General features: G+C 52.2%; 18 protein-coding genes. 15 read left to right on the plus strand and 3 right to left on the minus strand.

Annotation, left to right across the window (positions count from 1 at the left end):
- Positions 1-176: 176 nt before the first annotated feature.
- From KQX66_RS05270 to KQX66_RS05285, 4 genes are read left to right on the plus strand one after another with little or no spacing between them, the layout of a single operon-like run.
- The gene (locus tag KQX66_RS05270) at positions 177-1,424 is read left to right on the plus strand and encodes a nitrate/nitrite transporter (RefSeq protein WP_216791062.1); all 1,248 of its coding nucleotides are present in this window, start codon (positions 177-179) and stop codon (positions 1,422-1,424) included.
- Positions 1,425-1,459: 35 nt separating this feature from the next.
- Positions 1,460-3,880: a nitrite reductase large subunit NirB gene (gene nirB / locus KQX66_RS05275; protein ID WP_216790630.1), complete on the plus strand. Its 2,421-nt coding sequence runs from the start codon at positions 1,460-1,462 to the stop codon at positions 3,878-3,880.
- Between the two features lie 14 nt (positions 3,881-3,894).
- Positions 3,895-4,251 (plus strand): nitrite reductase small subunit NirD, encoded by a 357-nt coding sequence (gene nirD, locus KQX66_RS05280; RefSeq protein ID WP_216790632.1) that lies wholly within the window; start codon positions 3,895-3,897, stop codon positions 4,249-4,251.
- A 27-nt stretch (positions 4,252-4,278) separates the two neighbouring features.
- On the plus strand, positions 4,279-6,459 hold the full coding sequence (locus KQX66_RS05285) for a molybdopterin oxidoreductase family protein (RefSeq protein ID WP_253956946.1): 2,181 nt from the start codon (positions 4,279-4,281) through the stop codon (positions 6,457-6,459).
- 149 nt (positions 6,460-6,608) lie between these two features.
- Here the strand turns inward: KQX66_RS05285 and KQX66_RS05290 are convergent, their stop codons facing one another.
- Positions 6,609-6,833, minus strand: coding sequence for a helix-turn-helix domain-containing protein (locus KQX66_RS05290; RefSeq protein WP_216790634.1), 225 nt, complete (start codon positions 6,831-6,833; stop codon positions 6,609-6,611).
- A 174-nt stretch (positions 6,834-7,007) separates the two neighbouring features.
- On the opposite strand from KQX66_RS05290, the gene KQX66_RS05295 reads away from it, so the two are divergent.
- The 8 genes from KQX66_RS05295 to KQX66_RS05330 all read left to right on the plus strand — a co-directional run bounded on the left by KQX66_RS05295 (position 7,008) and on the right by KQX66_RS05330 (position 17,776).
- Positions 7,008-7,214, plus strand: coding sequence for a recombinase family protein (locus tag KQX66_RS05295; protein ID WP_216790637.1), 207 nt, complete (start codon positions 7,008-7,010; stop codon positions 7,212-7,214).
- A gap of 565 nt (positions 7,215-7,779) precedes the next feature.
- The gene (locus tag KQX66_RS05300; RefSeq protein ID WP_216790640.1) at positions 7,780-9,285 is read left to right on the plus strand and encodes an acyl-CoA synthetase; all 1,506 of its coding nucleotides are present in this window, start codon (positions 7,780-7,782) and stop codon (positions 9,283-9,285) included.
- 40 nt (positions 9,286-9,325) lie between these two features.
- Entirely contained in the window at positions 9,326-12,541 is a 3,216-nt protein-coding gene (locus KQX66_RS05305; RefSeq protein WP_216790642.1) for an AfsR/SARP family transcriptional regulator, read from the plus strand.
- Positions 12,541-13,575 carry a 3-oxoacyl-ACP synthase gene (locus KQX66_RS05310; protein ID WP_216791066.1) on the plus strand — a complete coding sequence of 345 codons (1,035 nt, stop codon included), beginning with the start codon at positions 12,541-12,543 and terminating at the stop codon, positions 13,573-13,575. The genes KQX66_RS05305 and KQX66_RS05310 overlap by 1 nt, the downstream gene beginning before the upstream one ends.
- Positions 13,565-14,482, plus strand: a complete 918-nt coding sequence (gene phaZ, locus KQX66_RS05315; protein ID WP_216790644.1) for an intracellular short-chain-length polyhydroxyalkanoate depolymerase — start codon at positions 13,565-13,567, stop codon at positions 14,480-14,482. The genes KQX66_RS05310 and phaZ overlap by 11 nt, the downstream gene beginning before the upstream one ends.
- A 2-nt stretch (positions 14,483-14,484) precedes the next feature.
- The gene (gene fabG / locus KQX66_RS05320) at positions 14,485-15,225 is read left to right on the plus strand and encodes a 3-oxoacyl-ACP reductase FabG (protein WP_216790646.1); all 741 of its coding nucleotides are present in this window, start codon (positions 14,485-14,487) and stop codon (positions 15,223-15,225) included.
- 151 nt (positions 15,226-15,376) lie between these two features.
- Positions 15,377-16,696, plus strand: a complete 1,320-nt coding sequence (locus KQX66_RS05325) for an esterase/lipase family protein (RefSeq protein WP_216790648.1) — start codon at positions 15,377-15,379, stop codon at positions 16,694-16,696.
- 21 nt (positions 16,697-16,717) lie between these two features.
- Complete coding sequence (locus tag KQX66_RS05330) at positions 16,718-17,776, plus strand: alpha/beta fold hydrolase (RefSeq protein ID WP_216790650.1); 1,059 nt, start codon at positions 16,718-16,720, stop codon at positions 17,774-17,776.
- A 93-nt stretch (positions 17,777-17,869) separates the two neighbouring features.
- Here the strand turns inward: KQX66_RS05330 and KQX66_RS05335 are convergent, their stop codons facing one another.
- A complete protein-coding gene (locus KQX66_RS05335) occupies positions 17,870-19,864 on the minus strand; it encodes a serine hydrolase domain-containing protein (RefSeq protein ID WP_216790652.1) in 1,995 nt (664 codons plus the stop codon).
- A gap of 288 nt (positions 19,865-20,152) precedes the next feature.
- Positions 20,153-21,952 carry a helix-turn-helix transcriptional regulator gene (locus KQX66_RS05340; RefSeq protein WP_216790654.1) on the minus strand — a complete coding sequence of 600 codons (1,800 nt, stop codon included), beginning with the start codon at positions 21,950-21,952 and terminating at the stop codon, positions 20,153-20,155.
- Between the two features lie 181 nt (positions 21,953-22,133).
- On the opposite strand from KQX66_RS05340, the gene KQX66_RS05345 reads away from it, so the two are divergent.
- From KQX66_RS05345 to KQX66_RS05355, 3 genes are all read left to right on the plus strand, one after another.
- Positions 22,134-22,688, plus strand: a complete 555-nt coding sequence (locus KQX66_RS05345; protein ID WP_438804171.1) for a DUF6985 domain-containing protein — start codon at positions 22,134-22,136, stop codon at positions 22,686-22,688.
- Between the two features lie 421 nt (positions 22,689-23,109).
- A complete protein-coding gene (locus KQX66_RS05350; protein ID WP_216790659.1) occupies positions 23,110-23,766 on the plus strand; it encodes a hypothetical protein in 657 nt (218 codons plus the stop codon).
- Between the two features lie 314 nt (positions 23,767-24,080).
- Positions 24,081-25,085, plus strand: coding sequence for a helix-turn-helix domain-containing protein (locus KQX66_RS05355; RefSeq protein ID WP_216790661.1), 1,005 nt, complete (start codon positions 24,081-24,083; stop codon positions 25,083-25,085).
- Positions 25,086-25,289: the final 204 nt, after the last annotated feature.

Below are 25,289 nucleotides of genomic sequence, written 5' to 3' on the forward strand. Positions count from 1 at the left end.
TGAGGCCTATCCCTGAACAAATGTACAGGGGTAGGCTTTTTATGTTTCGGCTACGATGACGCGGGTGCATGGCAATGAGGCCGATGAGCTGTTCCGTCTTCGTGCGTCCGGTTCGTCGTCTTTGTCACATCGCTTGAAGAGAGATACCGCACAAGGAAAAAGGAGAGGTCCATATGATCGAACGCAAAGGCTTTTGGCAGAGTGGGCACAAGGGATCGTTGTTCAGTGCGTTTTTGTACTTCGATATGAGCTTTATGGTTTGGGTGTTGCTCGGACCGCTGGCCGTGATTATTGCCGGGGAATTCGAGCTGAATGCCGCGGAAAAAGCGAATCTGGTGGCATTGCCGACTCTGGGCGGGTCGGTCCTGCGGCTGGTGCTCGGCTATTTGACGGATAAAATCGGGCCGAAGCTGACCGGCCAGCTCGGACTGGGGATCACGCTCGTCCCGCTATGGTGGGGCTGGCAGTTTGCCGACACGATCGGCGAGATGTATGCGATCGCGCTGCTGCTCGGCATTGCCGGAGCCAGCTTCGCGGCCGCCCTGCCGCTGGCGAGCAGATGGTATCCGCCGCAGTATCAGGGGCTCGCGATGGGCATCGCCGGCGCGGGGAACAGCGGGACGATTTTCGCTACGCTGTTTGCGAACCGGATCGCCCAGTACTACGGGGACTGGCACGTCGTATTCGGGATCGCGATGATTCCGATCGCTTTGACGTTGATCGTGTTTTCGATTCTGGCGAAGGACAGCCCCAATCAGCCTGCGTCCAAAAAGCTGGCCGACTACGGAATGGTGCTGAAGCAGAGGGATGCCTGGTTGTTTTGCATTTTATACGGGGTGACCTTCGGCGGTTTCGTCGGCTTGTCCACCTATTTGACAATCTTTTTCAATACGCAGTACGGGCTGTCTCCGGTGAAAGCCGCCGATTTTACCACCTTATGCGTCATCGGCGGGAGCTTCTTCCGTCCGGTCGGCGGCTGGCTTGCCGATAAAATCGGCGGAATCCGGATGCTGATGGGCTTATACGGAGTCGTCGCTCTGCTGATGGCGGGCATTTCCACCCTGCCGCCGCTTGCGGTAACGACGGCGCTGCTCTTCACGGCCATGATGTGTCTGGGCATGGGCAACGGCTCGGTGTTCCAACTCGTTCCCCAGCGCTTCCGCGAGGAGATCGGGATTGTCACCGGCATTGTCGGTGCGGCCGGAGGGCTTGGAGGATTTTTTCTGCCCAAAATTCTCGGCAATCTGAAGCTCGCTACCGGCTCTTTTGCATCCGGATTTCTGATCCTAAGCGTCATCGCGCTTTCGTGTGTGATATTGGTGGCGGTGGTCCAAGGCCAATGGAAGCGCACCTGGATCGGCGAAGGCGGCAAAGTGACCGTGTCCCACAGGGAAGGGATAGGGGGCGAAGTCCCTGTACAGTAAGTCGTTGATTCTCATAATGAAAGGATGATTGGTCCATGTCGAACAAACAAAAGCTGGTACTTGTCGGGAACGGAATGGCCGGTGTCAATGTGATTGAGCATCTGCTCAAGCTGGCTCCCGGCAGCTATGAAATTACGATTTTCGGCAGTGAGCCTCATCCGAACTATAACCGGATTCTGCTGTCCTACGTCCTTGCAGGCGATTCCAGCGTAGAGGATATCGTCATTCATCCCTGGGATTGGTACAAGGCGAACGGGATCACTTTGTATACCGGGCATACCGTAACGGCCATCGATACGCAGACGCGGACGGTCACGAGCGATCAAGGAGTCACGGTGGCTTACGACAAGCTGATTCTGGCTACCGGCTCGAATCCGTTCATGCTGCCGCTGCCGGGCGCGGATAAGGAAGGCGTGATGGCTTACCGCACGATCCGCGACTGCGAGATGATGATCGATGCGGCCCGAAAATACAAAAAAGCCGTCGTCATCGGCGGCGGGCTGCTCGGGCTGGAAGCGGCGAGAGGGTTTCTGAACCTCGGGATGAAGGTGGATGTCGTCCATATCGGAGATACGCTGATGGAACGCCAGCTGGACCGTACGGCCTCCAAGCTGCTGCAGGAGGCGCTGGAAGCGCAGGGGATGAACTTTTTGCTCGAAAAGCAGTCTGCCGAAATCATCGGAGACTCGCGGGTCACTGGACTCAAGTTCAAGGACGGCAGCGTGGCGGAAGCGGACCTGGTCGTCATGGCCGTCGGGATTCGTCCGAACGTCGAGCTGGCCAAGTCGATCGGGCTCGAAGTCAATCCCGGCATCGTCGTGAACGATTACATGCAAACGAGCATGCCGGACATTTATGCGGTCGGCGAATGCGCGATGCATCGCGGGGTCGTGTACGGCCTTGTCGCTCCGCTCTATGAGCAGGGGGCGGTGCTTGCGAAGCATTTGGCCGGGGTGGAGACGACCCCGTACGAAGGCTCGGTCGTGTACACGAAGCTGAAGGTGTCTGGTGTGGATGTGTTTTCAGGCGGTCAATTTCTGGAGAGCGAGGGCTGCAAGACGATCCGCGTGCACGACGAATACTCGGGCGTCTACAAAAAGGTCGTGATTCAGGATAACAAAATTATCGGCGCGGTGCTGTTCGGGGATACGTCGGACGGTACACGGCTGATGCAGATGATCCGCGACGGCTCCGATATCAGCGGCATGGAGAAGGCCGCCATCCTTCGGGAGTCCGCCGGTTCGGGAGGGAACGCCGGTTCCGGTGTCGCCGCGATGATCGACAATACGATCGTCTGCGGCTGCAACGGGGTCAGTAAAGGCGCGATCTGCTCGGCGATCCGGGAGCAGGGGCTGACGTCGGTCGAGGAAGTGAAGAACTGCACCGGCGCATCCCGTTCCTGTGGAGGCTGCAAGCCGCTGGTTGGCGAACTGCTCGCCTATACCTTGGGCGATTCCTACGACCGCACGGCCGTCAAGGAAACGATGTGCGGCTGTACGGAGCATTCCCGGGAAGAGATTGTGGCCGCCATTCGCGAGAAAGGACTGGGCTATGTCCGCGAGGTGATGAACGTGCTCGGCTGGACAAGGGAGGAAGGCTGCTCGAAGTGCCGCCCCGCGCTTAATTATTACTTGGGTATGGTGCACCCGACGGTTTACAAGGATGACCGCACCTCCCGGTTCGTGAACGAGCGGATGCATGCCAATATCCAGAAGGACGGCACGTATTCCGTCGTCCCCCGGATGTACGGCGGCGTGACGAGTCCGGCCGAGCTGAAGCGGATAGCCGAGGTGGCGGAAAAATTCAACGTCCCGACGGTCAAGCTGACCGGCGGACAGCGGATCGATCTGCTGGGCGTGAAGAAGGAGGATTTGACCCGCATGTGGGAGGAGCTGGATATGCCGTCCGGCTATGCCTACGGCAAGGCGCTCCGTACCGTCAAAACATGCGTCGGCGCGGAGTACTGCCGGTTCGGTACCGCCGATTCGATGGGCATGGGCATCCGGCTGGAGAAGCGCTTTGAGCGGCTCAACACGCCGGCCAAGGTCAAAATGGCCGTGTCCGGGTGCCCGCGAAACTGCGCGGAATCCGTTATTAAAGACCTGGGCGTCGTTGCCATCGACGGAGGCTGGGAGCTGTATGCGGGCGGCAACGGCGGTGTGAAGGTGCGGGCCGGCGATCTTCTAACCACGGTGAAGACGGAAGACGAAGTCGTGGAGTATACGGAGGCGTACCTGCAATATTACCGCGAGAACGCCAACTACGGCGAACGGACCAGCGAATGGGTCAAGCGGGTTGGCATCGAAAGCATCCGCAAGGTCGTCGAGAATGCGGAGGAGCGCAGGGCGCTCTGCGAGCGGATGGACATCACCCTGTCGGTCACGAAGGACCCTTGGAAAGAAGCGATCGAGAGCGAGAAAATTCAAAAAGACTTCTATGAAGTCGTTGAGCTGTAAAGGGGGAGAAGTGCATGAGCGTAACACAGGAAAGGGAAAGCATCGTTTGGATCTGGGCGGCCTTATATGAGGAGCTGCCGGTCAATACCGGAAAGACGGTCCGTTATCAGGGCGATGAAGTAGCGCTGTTCCGGCTCGGCAGCGGGAGCGTCAAAGCGATTCGAAATCGTTGTCCGCACAAGAATGGGGTACTGGCGGAAGGGATCGTCTGCGGCGAGCATGTCTTCTGCCCGATGCACGACCGCAGGATCGACCTTTCCTCCGGGCTCGTTCAGGCGCCGGATACGGGATGCGTTCGCACCTATGCGACCAAAATACAGGATGGAGCCGTGTATATCGGGTTTCCAGCGTCGGTGGAAAAGGCCGGCTGATGTGATGTTCACGGGGGTGCGACGACGATGGCGAATGCGCCGGATTTGTTAAGTACGAAGGCAGCGGCGAGCGGGGAAACAGCCGCAAAAACAAGCACGGCGGAGAGTCGGTCATCGCACTGCTGCTTTTGCAGTATGCAATGCCAGATGGTGCTGACTCCCAGCGATGGTCATCCGGGCTTGGTCATCAAGCCGAGCCCGGATTTTCCGGTGGCTGCGGGACGTCTGTGCCAGAAAGGGCTGCACGCTTTGGAGCATGTGCTTCATCCGGAACGGATAAGTGAGCCTTTGCGAAGGGTGGGCCGGTTTGATTCTGACGCTTCGGGAGGCTCTGCAGCCGGCGGGCTTCGACCGGAATCTTGGGATGTGGCCTTGAAGGAGATTGCCGGGCAAATCCGTGGGTTGCAGGCGGAATACGGCAGCGACGCGGTTGCCGTCTACGGCGGGGGCTCGCTGACCAACGAGGTCGGCTACTTGCTCGGCAAGTTTGCGCGGGTGGCGCTGAAAACCAAATACATCGACTACAACGGGCGGTACTGCATGTCCTCGGCGGCGGCCGCCGCCAATCAGGCTTTCGGCCTCGACCGGGGCATGACGATGCCGCTTCATGAAATTCCGCACGCGCGGTACATTATCCTCGCCGGCACGAATATTGCGGAATGCCAACCGACTATGATGCCTTACCTGCTCGCGGCGAAGAAAAACGGCGCCACGATCGTCACCGTTGATCCGCGCAATACAATGACCTCGAAGGTGGCGGACATTCACGTGCGGCTTCAGCCGGGCTTCGACTCCGTGTTCGTCAACGGCTTGCTTCATGTGATCGTAGAGGAAAAGCTGTACGCGGAATCGTTTGTCCGCGAGCGGACGCACGGCTTCGAACAGCTTGCTGAGGCCGTTAAGGCCTGTACGCCGGATTACGTCGAGCGGTTGACCGGCGTTCTCGAAGGCGTCGTTCGCACCATCGCCCGCGGATTTGCCAAGGCGGAAACGGGCATTGTGCTTACTGCGCGGGGATTGGAGCAGCAGGTTAACGGCGTGGAGAATACGCTTAATTACATCAATCTGGCCTTGATTACGGGGAAAATCGGCCGGCCCGGCTGCGGCTACGGCGCAGTGACCGGCCAAGCGAACGGGCAAGGCGGCCGCGAGCACGGACAGAAGGCGGACCAGCTTCCCGGCTACCGTCTGATCGAGGACCCGGCCGCCCGCGAGCATGTGGCGAAGGTGTGGGGGATCGACCCGGCCGAGCTGCCGGGCAAAGGCGTCTCTGCCTACGAAATGCTGCAAAAAATCGACGAGGGCGAAATCAAGGCGCTAATCGTTCTCGGCTCCAACCCGGTCGTATCGAGTCCCAACAATTCGATGGTCGAGCGCGCTTTGCGGAAGCTGGAGCTGCTCGTCGTCATCGATTTGTTCGAGACCGAAACCGCCCGCTACGCCCATTGGCTGCTGCCGGGTTCGTCGTTTTTGGAGGGAGAAGGCACCCTGACGAATTTGGAGGGCCGAGTGTTCCATCGGGGAAAGGTGCTGGAGCCGCCGGGAAGCAGCAGGCTGGACTACGAAATCTTATGCGGGTTGGCGGAAGAACTGGGGAGCGGAGCATTTTTTCGCTATGGCGGCATTGAGGAAGTTTTTAACGAAATGGCTTTAGCGACAGCCGGGGGCAAGGCGGATTACAGCGGCATCACGTATGAACGGCTGAAGCGGGAGAAGGGCATATTTTGGCCTTGTCCGGCTCCTGAGCATCCGGGTACGCCTTATTTGTTTCAGGAACGGTTCCATCATCCCGACGGGAAAGCCAGACTGTTCGGCATCACGCCTAAACTGCCTGCGGAACCGATCGACCGCGACTATCCGTATGTGCTGACAACCGGGCGCGTAGCGAGCCATTACTTAAGCGGCGCGCAAACGAGGCGCACCGAAGGGCTGAATAAAAAAGCGCCGGTGCCTGTGGCGGAAATTCATCCTTGGCTAGCGCAGAAGATTGGCTTGCGTCTGGAAGACCGCATCCGGATCACGAGCCGCCGAGGCTCGCTTGTGTTTCAAGTAAAGGTGACGGAAGGCATCCAGCTGCGTACGGTGTTTGTGCCTTTTCATTGGGGGGAGCAGCTCTCGGTCAACCGGCTGACCAACGATGCCCTAGACCCGAACAGCAGGATGCCGGAATTTAAGCTGTGCGCCGTGAAGGTGGAGCGTGAGTCTTAGTGTGGTAGGGGAATTTTTATTAGTTTGCATGTAACTGCTATTTCACTGTCATCTGAAAGCAATCTTTCGAACCATGGTTAACGTGGCGAGGAGGTTGCTCTTTTTGTATTTTGGGGGAAATGGTGAAAACTGTTTTGATCTCATGAAAATTATACTTCGTTCAATTCTTTGTCGTCTTCAAAAACAAGTAATTCATGCAAGTCAATTTCTAGCGCTTTACATATTGCGTCTAATGTACTTAAATGTACGCGGTCAATATTTTCAGAACAGTAGTGATTAATCGTGTTTGGTGTTAATCCTGTTTTTCTTGCTAATTTACGCTGAGACAGTTCTCTTTGTTCGAGTATTTCTTTTAACCGAACCTTAATTGCCATGTTACTACCTACTCTCCGAACATCTTTTCATAAATTATAAGATGAAAAGACGGTAAAAGAAAGAATGTATTGATTGTATCGACTAGATGATATAAAATGTATTTATTAAATAATACATTTTGTCGTTCCTAGTGATTACAAAAATCTAAATTTCTGTAGCGGAGGGAACTTTCAATGAATGTGATCGGTTATGTTCGAGTCTCCACAGCAGGCCAAGCAAACAGTGGTTACAGCTTATCGTATCAACGGGAAGACACCGAAGCGTATTATCAGGAGCAATGCAAAGCGTTCACCAGAATACAAGTGAACCGTCGCAGTTTTTATGGTGGGATGTACCAATATGATGATGTTGAACTCGACAAGCATCGGGTGATCTTATGAAAGGTGAAGATATGAATATGAAAGTTACCCTTATGAAAAGATTGGATGCCGAGGAACGGGAACTGATGCAGCAAATTCAAACGTACGAAGCTTGCACTATGGCCGTCTTGAACAGGGTGAACGATCAAATAAGACCATTACATAAATTTGCGGTGGAAGACATTGTTTCGAACCTTCACCGAAAGACTATTGAATTGCAAACGAAATTACTTCATTTGAGGCTAGAAAAGGCACTATGCCAACTATCGAAACACTAAAACTGGGACATAAACGGAGAGTAGGTTATTGCTGGAGTATCTGAGCGTTGAGGGTATATTATATGAAGAATTAAATTGTTTTTTAAGATCCCCTATATACATAAATTATCTCGTAGAGGTATAATTTTACAGAGAAAATATTCTTGAATACATACAATGTTCTGCTTCAGTTATCAATGAGTAGAACGATCATTACGATTAAGACAGAGCCCACTCCAAACCCCTCATTTACGCAAATTTGTAACTGCTTTGTAACCTTCCTATAGTACAAACAAATGGACAGATCATGGACTATAGGGGTCGAGCGTATGAGAAAGGATTCAATGGATTGGCTGGCCGCCAGAAGTGCCTTAACTCCCCATCGAACGGCGGCCATAAACGCAGAGACGGGAGAATCGTGGAGCTACGCTCAAATGAACGAACGAGCCTGCGGTCTGGCGGGCTATTTGGAAGCGGCAGGCGTAGCGCCCGGGGATCGAGTCGCTGTGCTTGCGCAGAATGATCTTTGCTGCTGGGATGCGCTGTTTGCGTGCATCAAGCTGCGCGCCGTATTCGTTCCTCTGAACTGGCGTTTATCCGGCAGCGAATTAAACGCTATTGTAAGCGATTGCACGCCGAAAGCTTTGTTGTACCATCGTGAACTGGAGCCGTTGACGCGCGGCCTGTCCGCTCCAATCACGCTGCAAGTAGGCGGAGTGGAATACGAGGGCATCATCAGCGCTGCCATTCCGATGAGACATCTGGAAGCGGAACGCGACGATGTAGCGGCAGAAAGCTGCATGATGATCTATTCTGGCGGAACGACTGGAAAACCTAAGGGTGTCGTGCTGTCGCACCAATCGGTGCTGTGGAACATGTTGAATACGATCGTAAGTTGGAATTTGACGGCAAGCGATGTTACCGTGACGTCACTGCCATTGTTCCACACGGGAGGAATTAATGCGCTTTGCCTGCCGGTTTTGTACGCCGGCGGCACTGTGGTGGTAAGCAAAGAATCCCGGGCGGAGCCGCTAATGGAACTGATTCAGCGCTATGCCTGCACGATCGTGCTGATGGTGCCGACGATGTACCGGATGATGATCGATTTGCCTGCATTTGCGCTTGCGCAATTTCCGCATGTGCATACGTTTCTCTCCGGCGGTGCTCCATGCCCGATTGCCATCTACGAAGCCTTCGAGAGCAAGGGGCTGACGTTCAAGGAAGGCTACGGTTTAACGGAGGCGGGGCCGAACAATTTTTATATGGACCCGCGCGCTGTCGTCCATAAGCGAGGATCGGTCGGGAAGCCGATGATGCTGGTGCAGGTGAAAATTGTGGCAGACAGCGGCTGCGAAGCGGCGATTGGAGATGTGGGCGAAATATGGCTGCGCGGCAAGCATGTGTTCCAATGCTATTGGAATCAGCCGGAGACGACGCAATCCGCCTTTGTTGACGGCTGGCTGCGGACAGGCGATCTGGGCCGGCGGGATCAGGATGGCTTCTACTACATCGTAGGCCGTAAAACAGACATGATCATCACAGGCGGAGAAAATGTATATCCCGTCGAGGTGGAGCAGCTCATGCTGGAGCACCCCGCCGTTAAAGAAGCGGCAGTCGTCGGCCTTCCCGATCCCAAATGGGGGGAATCTGTCGCCGCGGCGGTTGCCTTGCACCCGGATCATGGGCTTACCGATGAGGGGTTGAGGAATTACTGCATGGGCAGAATCGGAAAGTATAAGATTCCTAAAAGGTTTTTGTTTCTGCAGGAGCTGCCCAAAACACATGTAGGCAAAGTGGATAAGAAACGGATCTGCCAAATGTGTCAAGAAATGTAGTGGAGATATATTCGGTTGTAAAAGGCGGTTGATCGAAGCGATGACTGCGGCAATTGTCCAAACGAAGCTGATGCCTCCCCCGCTCAAAAAAACGATACTGCTGCGGCCGACTGTGAGCAAAAAGCTAAAGCGCTGCGAGCAGCATCCGTTAACGCTTGTATACGCCGGTGCGGGATACGGAAAAAGCACAGCACTCTCTGCTTTATTTCAAGTCGAAGCTACGGCTTGCTGTTGGTACAGCGTAGGCGCGGAAGACAGGCAGCTGGCCACGTTTGTCTTATATTTGATCCATGCCGTTCGGACAATCCATCCGCATTTTGCGGACGGTTGGATGAATACGGTAAACGAACAGACAGGCGGTTACGAATCGCAAGAGGGCGTCCGCTTGCTTTGCTCTTTGTTTGTTAACGAGCTTTTGGCACTGTCTCAGGAAGTGATTCTTGTGATCGATGATTACCACCATGTGGCGCAGCATTCGATAATTGATGATTGGATGCAAATGTTTGTGCAGTACGCCCCGCATCATGTCCATGTCCTATTGTCGAGCAGAATCCACCCGTCGTGGGATATGCTTGCGACGTTGAAGGTGAAAGGAAATCTCCTGGAAATCGGGGAGCATGACCTTGCATTCAGCATGGAAGAGCTCGAAACCTTGTTTGCCGATGCTTATGAATTTTTGCTGCATGAGGGCGATATTCAGGAAATTTATCGGCAAACGGAAGGCTGGATTACGGCTATCCATTCGATGTGGCAGCAGATGTCTGCCGCCAGAAATACGTCTGCCGATTTGCATCGATATCTGATGCTGGAAGTGTGGCGGCACCAGAATGATGCGGTTCGCGGGTTTGTTGAACAAACCTGCGTGCTGGAAACGTTTGCGCCTGCTCTGTGCGATGAGTTGCTAGGCTTGCAGCCTCTTCATTCCCGGCACATGATCGAGCGAATCGAGCGCTTGGGCCTGTTCTTGCAGGCCTATGCCGATACCGGCTATCGCTATCATCCGCTGTTCCGCGAGTTTGTCAGGCAGCAGCTTCAGGCCAAACCGCAGCAGTATGCGCTTGCTCATCAGCGTGCCGCCGATTACTTCGAGCGCAAACAAAAATGGCTGGAAATGATCGATCACCTGTGCGCTCTGGAACAGTATGAGAAAGTCGCACAAGCGATTCATCAACACGGCCATAAGCTGCTTAGGCACGGCCAGCTTGAACATTTGCTTGCGATCATCGCCCGCCTTCCCAAGCCTTTGAAAGACCGCTACTACATGGTGTGGATGTATGAGGGGGACGTGCATCGGTACCGCTATTCGTATGACCGCGCCATTTTTTGTTACACGAAGGGGGAGCAGTTGGCTGTGCAAGCGGGCTATTCCTCCGCCTCCAATCTGGCTCTTGAGCGGAAAGCCCATATTTTCCTCGATACGATCGAGCCGGGGAAGGCGGAACAGCTTTTGCAGCAGGCGCTTGTCGTGATGGAAGCTGACGGAGTATCGGAGCAAGGCAGTGTTCGTCTGTACAGCTTAATCTGCGAAAATCTCGTCAATGCCGGACGATTAAAGGAAGCGGAGGTGTGGTACGGAAGATGCAAGGCGCTGCAAGCCGATTTTCAGGATCATGTGCTGGAGGCGCGGCTTCATTTGCGTTCCGGCCGTCTGCGGGAGGCGCGTCAGGCACTGGAGCGGAAATTGCGCTGCGATGAAGGTGCGGCAGCAGACGGACACTTGCCCAAATCGCACCGTGAAACGTCGGTTTTATTGTCTTTTATCGAAGCTTTGGCCGGCAACTCGGAAAGCTCCAAGAAATGGGCGGAGCGCGGCATCATGCAGGGGGTATCCAGCAAAGCTCCTTACATGGAGGCTTGCGGATGGATGCGCATGGGAAATGCTGCGCTGCTCTTGCCTCGTTATGAGCTGGGGCTGCCTCTTACTTGCTATCGCACAGCGATTGAGATGATGGAAGGGCTTCAAGTTTCCAGAGGAAAAGCGGAGCCTTGGATGGGGTTATGCTTGCTGTACGGTCGTGAAGGAGCGACAGAGCTTGCGATGGAGTACGGGGCGCAGGCGCTATTGGAAACGGAAAAAGCGCACGATCTCTGGCTGTCCGCGTGGATTCGGCTCGGTATGGCCATTGCCGCCGTCTGCGGCAGCAGGTGGGAAGATGCAGCGGAAAGGCTTGCCCTTTGCGAATCGGACTTTCAGGCGTGCGGCGACGGGTACGGGATAACCGTTGCGATGCTGTGGCAATGTTTGCTTGCGCACCATATGAAGAGGGAGCATTTGCGGGATCGCTGCGCTTCGCGTTTTCTCAAGCTAATGAGAGAAGGCGGCTACGAGTTTTTACTGCACAAGCGTACGCTATTCGGGCCTCGCGATCTTAGGCAGCTTGTTCCGATCCTGCTGGAAGCGCACAAGAAGAAGCTGGACATCAGCTACACCTCCGTGCTGTTGTCCGATCTGGGAATCGAACAGCTGACATACCATCCTGGCTATACGCTGCGGATTCAGACGTTGGGCGGCTTTAAAGTGCTGCTCGGGGAAAGAGAAGTGACGGAAAAAGATTGGCAGCGCGGCAAAGCGAAAGAGCTTTTTCAGCTATTTGTCACAAGAAGAAAGCACATGCTGCCCAAAGAGGAAGTGATGGCGCTTTTGTGGGGCGATCTGGACGATAAGGCGGCCTATCGCGATTTTAAAGTGGCGCTTAATGCGCTCAACACGGCCTTAGAGCCTGAGCGGCAGGCGAGAGCTGCCCCCTTTTTCGTGGAGCGCAGCGGCACCTTGTACGGGCTGAGCCTTGCCTCCGGCTTCGAGCTTGATGCCGACGCCTTTGAGGATGGAATCAGGCGCGGTCTGGATGCGGAGGATCGTCAGGAAGCCGTAGACATATTGCAAAAAGGATTAAGCTTATATGCAGGAGAGTATATCCCTGAGAGAAGATACGAAGACTGGTGCACGCAGGAGCGGGAACGGCTGAAAGTGTTGTTCTTGAGAGGAGCGCAGCGTTTGGCGGAGCTTCATGCGGCTCAGGGTGATTTCGATAAGGCCATTTGCTGGTGCGAGCGGATTATCGAGAAAGATCCGTGCTGGGAGGAGGCGTATCGCTTGGGGATGAAGTGCCACTATAGCAACAATAACCGCCACCAAGCGCTTAAATGGTATGCCCGATGCAGCAAGGCGCTGGAGTCGGAGCTTGGGGTGGAGCCGATGCCGGCGACAAAACAGCTATATGCCAAAATGACACAACAGAAGTGGAGCGAATCATGATGACGAGCGCAGTACCCATAGGTATCGTAAGCACGGGCATGTACATCCCGGAGACGTTCCAGACAAGCAAGGAAATTAGCGAGCTGTCCGGCGTGCCGCAGGATGTGGTCGAGAATAAGTTCGGCATTCTCCGCAAGCCCGTGCCGGGAGCCGACGACCATAGCTGCGAGATGGGAATTCGTGCGGCAAGGCTGGGCATTGCCAGAGCTCAGCTTGATCCGGCAGACATCGATCTGGTCATCTACATCGGCGAAGAACACAAAGAATATCCCGTTTGGACAGCGGCCATGAAGCTCCAGCAGGAGGTAGGGGCGATCCGCGCTTGGGCGTTTGATGTCGGTATGCGCTGCAGCACGACGGTGATGGCTTTAAAGGTGGCGCAGAGCATGATGATCGCCGATCGTTCGATCCGTACCGTACTTTTGGCGGGGGGTTACCGCAATGGCGATTTGATTGACTACGGCAATCGGCATACGTCATTTATGTTTAACCTCGGAGCAGGCGGAGGGGCGATCCTGCTGCAGCGCGACTATGGGCGCAATCGTGTGCTGGCGAGCCATTTGATCACGGACGGCTCACTTAGCGAAGATGTGATCGTACCGGCCGGCGGCACGAAGCATCCGCTTACGCTAGAAGCGATAGAGCAGAGAAAGCATTTTTTCCACGTTCCGAATCCGCAGCGGATGAAAGAGCGCCTGGAAGAAAAGTCCATGGGCTACTTTTTGGAGGCGGTCCGGCAATCGCTTGCGAAGAGCGGGTATACCGAAAAGGACATCGCCTATGCGGCGATGCTGCACATGAAGAAATCCGCTCATGATTACGTGCTTCGCCAGCTGGGTTTATCCGACGACCAGTCCATTTACTTGAACGAATTCGGCCATATCGGACAGTTCGATCAAATTTTATCTTTAGAGCTGGCCGCAAGCAGCGGAAAGCTGAAAGATGGGGATGTGGTTGTTCTGATTAGCGCCGGCATCGGCTATGCATGGGGAGCGACGACCATCCGATGGGGGGAAGCCGACGATGGAAATTGAGTTCAAGTCGATACAGCTCTCGAATGGCGAAACGATGGCCTACCGCTTGCGCAGAGGCGCCGGAACGGCGACCGGCCGGACGCTGCTGCTCGTCCACGGCAATATGACTTCATCCGTACATTGGGATCTGTTTATGGAAAGCTTCGACCCGTCTCATACGCTGATTGCTGTTGATTTGCGAGGCTTCGGCGCTTCTACGTATCATGTGCCGATCCGCAGCATAGCCGATTTTTCGGAGGATCTTCGGCTGTTTGTAGACGGGCTGAACCTCGCTTCATTCACGTTGATGGGCTGGTCGATGGGCGGCGGAGTCGCGATGCAATTCGCAGCTTCGTATCCGCAGTACGTAGCGGCCTTAATTTTACTGGCGTCCATGTCAACAAGAGGCTATCCGTGTTACCAAGCGGAAGAGAAGGATGACCAGTCTGGGCAAGTACAGGCGAGAAGGCTTCGCACCCGAGCGGAAATTGCCGAAATGGACAAAACGAAGCTGGTGCAGCGAGCCTATGATTACCGGGACAAAGCATTTTTGCGCAATTTGTGGAATCGTCAAGTGTATGTCATCCAGGAGCCGGATGAAGTCCGGTACGAGACGTATCTGAACGACATGCTGACGCAAAAAAATTTGCTGGATGTATACGATGCCATGAATCGCTTCAATATGAGCGCCAAGGATCATGAAGCAGGGGGCGGCAGCGGCGATGCGGCACGCCTTTCGATGCCAACGCTTGTTTTATGGGGGAACCAAGATAAAGTCGTCACTCGTCAGATGACGGAGGAATTGGTAGAAGATTTGGGCGGGCATGTGGTTTACAGGGAATTGGATCATACAGGCCATTCGCCTATGGTGGACAGCCTGGCGCTGCTTTGCCAGGTTGTAGCCGAATTTATGGAACGGAGGAGATAAGCATGAGATTGCAAGGGAAAACAGCCCTTATTACAGGAGGGGCCGCCGGCATCGGGCGAGAGACAGCGGCGCTTTTTGCACAGGAAGGAGCGCGCGTCATTATAGCCGACTACAACAAACAACAGGGGGAGGAAGCGATTCAGGCGTTGCTGCAAAAGGGAGCGGATGCGCATTTTATCGAAGTTGACGTGTCCGACAGCGGCAGTGTCACCAAAATGGCGGCAGAAGCGCTGGCGCGAAACGGTGCGGTCGATGTCTTGATCAATAACGCGGGAATTACGCAGGATCGTACGCTGGCCAAAATGACCGAAGAGGAGTGGCACCGGGTCATTCAAGTGAATTTGAACGGCGTTTTCTATTGCACCAAGGCGCTAATCCATTCGATGATCGAACGCGGAAGCGGGAAAATTATCAGTACGGCATCGATTGTAGGCGTACATGGCAACATCGGGCAAACCAATTACGCCGCGACCAAAGCGGGGATTATAGGAATGACGAAAACGTGGGCGAAGGAGCTTGGTCCGAAAGGCATTCAGGCCAATGCGGTTGCGCCGGGCTTTATTGAGACGGGGATGGTGGCCAACATGCCGGAGAAAGTGGTTCAGCAGATGCTGGAGAAAATTCCGCTCCGCCGCCTTGGGCGGCCGATGGATGTCGCGAATGCGTATTTATTTCTTGCTTCCTCCGAATCGGATTACGTCAATGGCACGGTACTGGAAGTAAACGGAGGCTTGGTCATCTAAGCAGCCAAAACAAGCGCTCGCCGTCTTCTGCAACTGAAATGCAACCGCTTCCAATTATGATGAAACCATGCGTTTAGGGACGCATAAAAACACGGTGCGGCTGTGACTTTTGGATATGCGTGAACAGTCGCCATGAAGGGAGATTGGATACATGTACAAAAGATGGTTGCCATCGGTAACAACGGCGCTGTTGCTCGTCTGCGCGCTGCTCGTACCGATTGCCGGAGTGAGCGGAGCAGAGACAGCAGGGGGGACGGGAGCTGCGGAAGTTGCAGGAGGAACTGCAGGGGCAGCAGCATCCAATTTGGTGCTGGAGCAGACGTTTACAACGGTTAGCAATGGATGGAGCAAGGTGGAGCGTTGGAAGGACAACAATCCGATGTTCGCTGCCGAGGACTACCCCCAGGATGGGCGAGGCGATCAGGACGGACAACGCCTTACGTTTTTCGGAGGGGTGAAAAAACCGCATTCCAGCCGCTTCTTGCTTTACTACGCTCCGAAGTACGACACCAATCCGGTAAAAACGCCGGTTCTGCTCGTGCACGGCGCTAACGATAACGCGGATCGCGCTTGGGCGAATCCGAACGAGCTTGGCTCCTACGGCTGCGGCGCAATATCGTGCCCTGGCACCGGCATGATGCAGGACTTGGTCGGCAAAGGCTACAAAGTGTTTGCGATTAATTTTCCGCATAAGCAAGGGGACAATTATTACAGCGCCGAACAAATTCACGATGCGATTACGATTATCCAAAACGTAACAGGCGAAAGCAAAGTCGATGTTATCGGATGGAGCAAAGGCGCTTTCGCTTCGCGGATGTATGCTTCCTCTGTCAAAAAAGCGGGGGGCACGAGCTACAGCCAAGATATTCGCAAGCTGGTCCTGGTCGGCAATCCGAACAAGGGATTCGATTACATCTTCCGCCATGGCTGGTCGCATAATCTTAGCATTTTCCCTGAATGCGGCGGTGTTGTCAATGCGCCTTCTCCGCACACGCAAATGGTATGCTGGGGGATATCGAGGAACCATCCCGAGTTGTCGATTTACAATACAGCGTCAGGCAATTTTTTCCCGGGGCAAAAGCAAATGCTTGGCAAATGGGTAGACGAATATCCGCTTCCTGTGCTTGAGCAGGATTGGTACACGACTTACTACGGCGGTCAGGGCTTCTTTACGAATAGCAATGGGATCGACGCTGCGATTCAGCAGGGATCGTTGGTTGAACCTATTTTGAATGCGGGCATTCCGGCCAGTATTCAGACCTATTTGCTGTCGGGAGATAAAAATGACATTCCGGCGATTCATAGCGAACACACGGGCCCGAGCGATGGCGTCGTCTTCATTGCAAGCGCGGCAGCGGTGCAAGGAATCGGCAATGTCGCCGGCAACGTCACGGTGCAGCATAATCATTTGCAGCTTGGCTGGGCGGCTGGTTCGGTGAAACAGATTGATCAGTGGCTCAAACAAAACTAACGATCCATGGGAGGTATCTGCATGACCCTAACGACTTTACAGCCTGAATCGATCCAAACCGACCGCTTACATGTTTCCTATTTATCTGCGGGCAGCGCTGAAAATCCGCCGCTTCTTCTTATTCATGGCAACGTTTCTGCGAATTTATTCTGGGACGACACCCTTCGCGCATTGTCTGAGGAGTACTGGGTGCTTGCTCCGGATTTGCGCGGATACGGTCAAACGGAAGCGCTCCCTATCGATGCAACGCGGGGGCTGCGCGATTGGTCCGACGATTTGAAGTCGTTTTTGGATGCTCTCGGCATGAGTCGACCCGTACATGTGCTGGGCTGGTCACTGGGAGCAGGAATTGCCATGCAGCTTGCCATCGATCATCCTACGGCTGTTCGTTCGCTCGTTTTGATGTCCCCGCTTTCGCCATACGGCTTTGGCGGCACCAAGGATGAGTGGGGAACGCCTTGTTACGACAATTACGCCGGTTCGGGAGGGGGAACGGCAAACCCGCAGTTTGTCGCCTGCCTCAGCGGCAATGACCGCAGCGAGGAAGAGCCGAACAGCCCGCGCAATATCCTGAATCAGTTTTATTTTAAATCGCCGTTTCGCGTTGGCGGCGAGCGGGAGGAACGTTACTTGGACGCGATGCTGTCCACCCGCATTGGCGACGCTCATTACCCAGGAGCCTATGAGACTTGCGAGCATTGGCCCGGCATAGCTCCGGGAGCGGAGGGGATCAACAATGCGATGTCGCCCAAGTATGTCAATCTTTCGCCGATTATACATATCGAACCTAAACGGCCGATTCTATGGATACGGGGCGCAGACGACGCAATCGTGTCAGACAGTTCATGGTTCGATTTTGGGTATTTAGGCAAGCTTGGCTACGTTGAAGGCTGGCCCGGCGAAGAGGTGTATCCGCCGCAGCCCATGGTTTCCCAGATGCGCTGCGTTCTTAAACAGTATGAGGAAGCAGGCGGCAGTTTCGAGGAAGTTGTCGTTGGGGACGCAGGGCATGCCCCGCACATTGAGCAGCCTGAATTTGTATTCGCGAAGCTGAGGTCATTCCTGTCTTTAATCGAATAGAGGGACGAAGCCGCTGCCGGCGGGGCACGCAATAATCAATGGATGGATTATGACGAACCCCGCTTGCAAACATACCGGCATGGCTGTGACGCTTTATTTTATGGGGAGCGGTAAAGCATAATGGCCAAACGCTTTATCCAACAGTGCGGCTGCCTCCTGCCGAAGCAAAGGCTGGCTGGAACGGAAATCGACGCTGCCGTCCGCCTGTACGGTTGTATCCGGATCGATAACGCCCTGCGAAACCAGTGCAGTAACGGCCTCAACCGCCGACGCATCCGTTTGACCGCTCAATTGAACTTTGGACGCAGGCTTGAGTTCTTTCAGGTTTTGAATCATGACCGCTGCCGTCTGCCTTGTAATGATCGCATTCGGATCAAAGGAAGGGAGACCGGTTAGCATTTGCCTCTTCGTGCTATCGATAGTCCAGGGGACCCCATACCATCCATGGGCACGAAGCAGCACGTCGGCAAACTCGCTTTGCGTCATGGATGCCTGCGGCTCAAAGCGGTTGCCTGATTTCGCACCCATGATATCCAGGGCGTGCAAAACGTCAATAAAGCTTTTATATTTGCTTCCCTCCGCTACATCCGAAAACGGCTGCTTCCCATGGATTTTTTGCGAATCCGAGACAAAGTGATTCCCCTCCATAGTATTGTAATAAAAATATTCAATCGATCCGCGATGGTCTTTTTTAAACGCCAGCTTGTTACCTGATTCGTCTTCAAACAGCAGTGGAGTAATCATCTTGAATGTGTGCTTGCCCGTTCCTGTCTCCATCAGCAATTTCCCGTCGGCGTACGAAAATTTCGATTTCAAGAAGAAAAAGCGCGTATTCTGATACAGTCCTACGTACTTTTCCGCATCCTTTTCATCCAAATGGACATAAACAGGTTTCTCGAGTGTTTTTGTTTCGGGAAAATAATGGTCCATAAACGCCTCATACACGTCCATACTCATCATCACTGTTTCGTTGTTGTACGACATAGAAAATGCCGTATTCTTCTCGGGTATTACTACGATCAAGGATTGATGGCCCGTTACATTCCCGCCTTTTATAACGACACGCTGGCCATTCGCCAGTTCGTTGCGGTAGCCTTCGAATCCCCCTACGGTGGTCTGCGGAATGCTTTTATCGGCGACCACCTGGTACGTGAGCATCTGCTCGGCCGTCTTTTCGCTTACCAACTGTTGGTCTCCGTATTTTCCTTTTTGCAGCAGCATAGTCAAGTACTTGGCCATATCATCGCCAGTCGATATGATGCTCCCCTGCGGCCCGTCGGTTGGGGCATTCCAGTCCATTGGAACGAGTTCACCAGCCAGACCATAGTGAGCGGCCATGCGATTGTTAAGCTCCGGGGTTAGGCGTACGCTAGTCGAATTCATGCCGAGCGGCTTGAACACATTTTTGTCCATATACTGATGAAACGGCATGCCGCTTACATTCTCTATCGCATATCCTGCCAGCAAGAAACCAAAGTTGTCGTACGTATAAGCTTCACCGGGGGGCCGGACCACCGTCGGCATATGATCCAGGATGAACTGCTTCATCGGCATGTCTTTATTTGCAAACTCGGGTGAATAATAAGAAGCAATATCCGGAAAATCAAACCCGGGCGTGTACGTGAGCAGATCAAACATGGTCAGTTTTTTTCCGGTCTTGTTTGGAATCTTCATTCCTCCCAAATACGTTTGGATGTCCTCATGAAGGTTAATTTTCCCTTGATCGGCAAGCTGATTTGCGGCCAGCCCGGTGAATGTCTTCGTGACGGAACCGATTTGGAAGACGGTATTTTTATCGACAGGAGTTTTCTTTTCCTTATCGGCATAGCCGTATCCCTTATTTACCAATACTTTTCCATCCTTGACCACAACGAAATTCGAACCATTAACATTGTGTTTTTTCATTACTTCTGCAAATAAAGAATCGGCAAACGTCTCTATTTCCTTGGCATCCTGCGGGCCATTCAGGTTCGTTTTTTCCACCGCCTGTGCCGATTCCGGCTTTCCATCGGATGGTGTGCATGCCGTCATCAGGGTTGCACATAAGAATAGTGCCGCCATATTCAACTTGGGTTTCATCTTGCTCATCGTTAGTTCTCCCTCTCATTGTTTTTCTAAAATCATTGTTTTCCTAAAACTTTGGTTCGGTACTGCCCTTCCTCCTTCTCTTGGGTTTAGTATGGCAAACAACGTGTCATAGGAGAGAGTTATTTTCTGTCACCGTTTTTTATCCCGCGACCCGCAAGCGAACTCTCCGCATAGATGACAAAATGTCATATGACGCTCATGCTGGGCAAATGCACCGGATAAAATAAAAAAAGCACGGGCCTGTTCCTTCTTTCAAAGGTACAGACCCGTGCTGTCTTCCCAAACCATCTATCCTTGATTCCCGAAAACTTTTTGTACGGCCTCTTCTCGATTGCGAACGCCCAGCTTGGTATAAATCGTGGAAGCATAATTTCGGACGGTTCCTTCGGACAAATACAATTTGGCCGCAATCGTTTTATAGCGAAGCCCTTTGGATAAACATTGCAAAATATCCATCTCCCGCGGGGTCAACCCCGAAGGAGGAGGAAGCGGTTTGTCCGGCTCTGCCGGTTGCTCCCGAAGGGCTCCTCCCCCATAGTTTTGAATCAACTGGTTGGTGACATCTTGGGCGATCATCATCACCCCGCGATGTACGAGACGTATCGTTTCGGAAAGCTCCTGAGGCTCCGAAGACTTTAATAAATACCCGTCCGCCCCGCTCCGCAAAGCTTCAACCGCTTTTTCGGTCTCTTGAAACGTGGTCATGATCAGCACGCGGACACCCGGATGCTTTTGCTTCACCAGTTTGGCCGCTTCCACACCGTCCATGCGGGGCATATGTAAATCCATGAGAACGACATGAGGGCGAAGCGGCTCGCATTGTTCCAGCGCCTGCTCCCCGTCCTCCGCAAGTCCCACAACTTCGAAATCTTTTTCTCTCTCCAAAATCGCTTGAAGGCTTTCCCGGATGGATGGCTGACCGTCAACCAACAGCAGCCGGATCGCTTCCTCCTGCTGCTCCGCCTGTCTGGGCAATGTGCAGGTCACGACCGTTCCTTCGCCCGGCTTCGAGTGGATGGACACCTGTCCCTGCAAATCGGAAGCCCGCTCCTTCATCGCCGTTAAACCAAAACCCGCTCGAAGTTCATCGGTGCCAAGCCCGTTGTCCTGCACTTCCAGCCGAAGCTGCTTTTCCTCAAAATGCAGGCTGACCGCAATTTCATCCGCCTGCCCATGACGTACGGCATGGGTCAGCGATTCCTGCAGACACCGGTGCAGGGTCATCTTGACCTGTTGGGATACCTGAACCTCCTCGCCCAAGGTCCTTAGTCGAACAGTCACTTTAGTCAACGCCTGAAATTCGGCCGTCAATGCCTGCAACGATTCTACAAGGGTACGCGAATCTTGCGCAGCCCCAACCTGATGCACATATTGTCGGACCTCATCCAGACTGCCGCGGGTTAGTTGTAACAAGGAATCAAGCTTCCGCTCCCCTTCCGGGGTGTTCACTTCCGAGCGTAACGTTTCAAGCCCCATCATAATAGAGGTAAAGGAATGTCCCATCGTATCATGAAGGTCTTTCGAGAGCCGGTTTCGCTCTTCCGCCAATGTCAGGCGCTCCACTTGCGATGAATATTGTTCCAGCACGGCATATTGATCACGAATCATTTCACTTTGCCGATGGTTCACCACCAGCAATTGAAAGGCAAACCCTACAGCGTAAATGAGGCCGAATTGGAGGATCATCGTCATCAGGTTGCTTGGTTCAGACAGTTCCGCCAATAAGGCCGGGATGACAAAGATGGTCATCGGGCCTGCCCAACGGTATGACTTTTGGGCGCTATTGCTGGCAATCATAAAAGTCGGACCTAAAAAAGCCACGTAGGCTTCGGGGAACAGGGAGACCGCGTATAAGCATAATCCCCCGGATATGACCATTTCCGAGATCAGGTAATACGCATAGTGCTTTTGCAAACAAACCCAAGGAACGGAAAAAGCAGCAATCCCCCACAGAGCCCCTAACCAGAAAGGGATGGTCAATTGTTCGGAAAAATGTTCCAAAGTAAAGAGAAGAGAAACGAAAAGGATGGTCCGAATGACGAATATCATCCAGTCATACCAAAACCAACGTTTTATAAAGTCCAGCAATGAATCACCCTCAGTGCGCTTTATTATCTATTTTTTTATCCTACTAACAGAGGAGCTTTTATGCAAGGGAAAAGGGGGAGTCGTGTTTTTCGAGAAATGAGCGGGCTCAAAGAAATAATTTTAAGCTTTTTCTCTACGAAAATAAAGGGGGATAAATGGGAATGTCGAATCTACTGAAAAAGTGGTTTTCATCAGTTACCGCCAACTATATTTTTGGAGGGAATATCCTATTAATAGAAAATTTAATTTGGATAATGTCGGAAAAACGGAAGACATTTACGCTTCAAACGGAGAAGCTACTTCAGGATTTGGTTTGTGCGTTTTATCTAACGAACGCGTAGAATACCATTTTCGAGAGGAGGACATGAATTTAGACGAAGCGGAGTCATATATCGAAAATTATTTAAATAATCTGCCTGATGAAACTATCTATGAATTATGCAAAAAAATGTGCGCATGGAAAGATGATGTACTAACAGAGTGTCCAGCTATGAAATGTCCGGATGGTTTGTCGGATGCTCAGGGCAAGGATATCTTACGTTTTATTTCAGTAAGCGATATTTATATCTACAGAAATCCTTATGATAAAAATGATACCCTATTTGGAGCAAGTGTTTTGGCCGGTATGCAATGGGAATTTGAAGATGGTATTGAAATTATTATCAAAGGCAAGGAAGTTCTTGAAGTACGCGAGTTTCTAGGTTATGGGGAATACGCGATTTGGGAAGAAAAATGACTACAGATAATGGCGGAATCTTTTTCATAGGAATTGCTGCAGGATTCGCCGAATGATCAAATCAACAGATGGATGATTACGGACCCTGCCTGCCAAAATACTGGCTGGCCGTAACTCTTTGTTTAATTGGGAGCGGGGACTAGCACATTCGGGGCTACTGGCAAGTTATGCTTGGAATTCGTTGTTGCTTTATATTTCTTGATTGTTTGGGATTTCAAGCCGAGCTCCTTCATGATTCGAGCAACTGTTATTTAGGCTACCTGAGCGCCTTGGTTCTTCAGGATTTCCTAGATTTTCTTGCTTCCATAAAGACGCCTATGGTCAAGAAAGATGCGCCGAATCTGCTTATTGATTAAATGAGGTGAGAAGTCAATAAATTTTTGAATGTTTTGGAACGATTATCGATATTTGAGGTGTAATTATGAAAGCAAGTGAAGCATTTGAGAGCGTACGTGGTTTAATATCTGAAAAGTATAAAGTTTGCGGTTGGAAATATTCTAAATCAGGTCATTCGATGACCAAAAAAGATAAGAATTTCATGTATAAAGTATTTTTTTATACAAGTTGGAATAATATATCTAATAAAAATGTAGCATTTTATGGTGAATGTGCAATTATTCCATTAAAATCGAAAGATAAAATATTTCATATCAATACCCGTAAATGCAATGTACCAAGTGGTCAATTATACTGGAACGTAGCAAGTGAAAAAGATTGGGATCGGACAGTCAAAGAATTCACTAATTGGTTAGATAGTTTATTCATACCAATTGTAGAAAGATGCATGAATGATCTGGATAACTTTGTAAAAGAGGTTGTTTTAAGAGGATTTTATCCTCAAAGAGGTTATGTGGTTGATATTAGTTTTATCTTAACACACGGATCGCGGGAATTAGCAGAAGAAGCCACCAAAAGATATTATGCAAGTTTAGAAGAACCTGTAAAAAAAGAATTTAAAGAAAATTATGAGAGTATGATAGGTGGTAATGAGGCCGTAAGTGCCTACGGTAATAATATGATGAGGAATTATTCCCAATTTAGAACTATCATAGAAAATAAAATTATCGTAACAGTATAGCTTAAAACACAAATAGCTTGTTCGATGGCGGTAATTGGTAATCCAATTATCGCTTTTTTGTTCTCCTAATAGCTTTACAACCAAGGTGATCTTGTCAGTGAATATCTTAGCTACTACTGATGATAAGATCTAGAACGTAAGCCACAATGCGACAAACGCTCGTATTTTGGGCTTTTTCCACAATCCCCCATTCTAAAGATTTTACAAAGATGCTCACTTCCTGCAACCATTCATCCGAAGAAACGTTAAAGACCACAAGCGGACTCCAAATCTAACGGATCCTGATTGCGAGGAGGATGGGGAGGGCAACAGCGATGCTTCATGTACTTATTGTGGAGCCTTATACGGGTAAACGCGCGAGAATCAAAAAAATGGTGCAGGAGATGGGGCATATCGTCGTCGGGGAGGCGCGTGACCGGGGAGAAGCTTTAGGATTGATGGAGCAGGGATGGCCGACGCTTCTTCTGACCGATCTTATGCTCCCCCGGCTTGAGGGACTGGCTCTGGTGAGACAAGTGTACGAGCAGCGCATTCCCGTAGTAACAATCGTACTGAGCGACAATACGCGGTTTGATTACGTACGACAGTCCATGCAGGCAGGCGCCATCGATTATTTGCTTAAGCCGGTGAAGGCTGAAGAGCTGAGGCGTGCGCTGCAGCGGGCGGAAGAGCGGGTGGGGTATTTCCATGCTGCACATCGCGAGTTCGTTCAGGCGCAGCAATTTTTCGAGAGGCTGGACCTACTCCAGCCGGGCGATGTCATTCAGAAGCATGCCGAGATGATCCGGAGCATGCAGAGCTTCGAAGAGGGCCAGCAGGGGGAGCGGCTGGGCCTGTTTCGTATGCTTTATGCCAAATGGCACTACGTTCTCAAGAAACACGGGCTCAATTTCGACGAGCCTTTTTCATGGGAGCGCGAAGAAGAGGCAATCGCCTACTTCCAGAGGCTGTGCGAATTTTGGATCGCCCAGTCCGCCTCGTCGGCGGATAACAGCGTGAAGCTGAACGTGAAGCGGGCCTGCGACTATATCCGGGAGAATTACCGGAGCGATCATACGCTGGCTGAGGTCAGCGGGCGTTTCGGGATGAGCGTCTCTTATTTTAGCGTGCAGATCAAGAAATATACGGGCTATTCGTTCGTCAACTATTTGAATCGCGTCCGGATCGAGAAGGCGAAGGAACTGCTGTTGCAGCCGAACCTGAAAATTTACGAAGTGGCCGGAGAAGTGGGATATGATACGCTGCAGTATTTCAATAAAGTATTCAAGCAAGCCGTACATATGACGCCGGGAGAATACCGGAGAAGACTTGGGATCTGAGATGGCGTTTAAAAGTCCAGTGAATAAGTGAGCGCTACTCTTACGGATCGTTCTTCCGATCGCTGCTCCACCCCACAAAGTGATGTCCATCCAAGGAAGTCATTTCAAGTACTTTGTGGGGACCCCGGCCCTCCAGATTCTTGGATTCTATAAGCCATGAAGTGGTTAGAATCCGGAGACAAAGGCGAACGCTGACGCTTCTCC

It is taken from the genome of Paenibacillus oleatilyticus (assembly GCF_018998565.1).
Lineage (GTDB): Bacteria > Bacillota > Bacilli > Paenibacillales > NBRC-103111 > Paenibacillus_G > Paenibacillus_G oleatilyticus.

Bases quoted from the DNA above. Each gene is read 5' to 3' on its own strand.
- nirB (WP_216790630.1), top strand. From the start codon at position 1,460: ATGTCGAACAAACAAAAGCTGGTACTTGTCGGGAACGGAATGGCCGGT.
- nirD (WP_216790632.1), top strand. From the start codon at position 3,895: ATGAGCGTAACACAGGAAAGGGAAAGCATCGTTTGGATCTGGGCGGCC.
- KQX66_RS05285 (WP_253956946.1), top strand. From the start codon at position 4,279: ATGGCGAATGCGCCGGATTTGTTAAGTACGAAGGCAGCGGCGAGCGGG.
- KQX66_RS05290 (WP_216790634.1), bottom strand. From the start codon at position 6,833: ATGGCAATTAAGGTTCGGTTAAAAGAAATACTCGAACAAAGAGAACTG.
- KQX66_RS05295 (WP_216790637.1), top strand. From the start codon at position 7,008: ATGAATGTGATCGGTTATGTTCGAGTCTCCACAGCAGGCCAAGCAAAC.
- KQX66_RS05300 (WP_216790640.1), top strand. From the start codon at position 7,780: ATGAGAAAGGATTCAATGGATTGGCTGGCCGCCAGAAGTGCCTTAACT.
- KQX66_RS05305 (WP_216790642.1), top strand. From the start codon at position 9,326: ATGACTGCGGCAATTGTCCAAACGAAGCTGATGCCTCCCCCGCTCAAA.
- KQX66_RS05310 (WP_216791066.1), top strand. From the start codon at position 12,541: ATGACGAGCGCAGTACCCATAGGTATCGTAAGCACGGGCATGTACATC.
- phaZ (WP_216790644.1), top strand. From the start codon at position 13,565: ATGGAAATTGAGTTCAAGTCGATACAGCTCTCGAATGGCGAAACGATG.
- fabG (WP_216790646.1), top strand. From the start codon at position 14,485: ATGAGATTGCAAGGGAAAACAGCCCTTATTACAGGAGGGGCCGCCGGC.
- KQX66_RS05325 (WP_216790648.1), top strand. From the start codon at position 15,377: ATGTACAAAAGATGGTTGCCATCGGTAACAACGGCGCTGTTGCTCGTC.
- KQX66_RS05330 (WP_216790650.1), top strand. From the start codon at position 16,718: ATGACCCTAACGACTTTACAGCCTGAATCGATCCAAACCGACCGCTTA.
- KQX66_RS05335 (WP_216790652.1), bottom strand. From the start codon at position 19,864: ATGAGCAAGATGAAACCCAAGTTGAATATGGCGGCACTATTCTTATGT.
- KQX66_RS05350 (WP_216790659.1), top strand. From the start codon at position 23,110: ATGAAAGCAAGTGAAGCATTTGAGAGCGTACGTGGTTTAATATCTGAA.
- KQX66_RS05355 (WP_216790661.1), top strand. From the start codon at position 24,081: ATGCTTCATGTACTTATTGTGGAGCCTTATACGGGTAAACGCGCGAGA.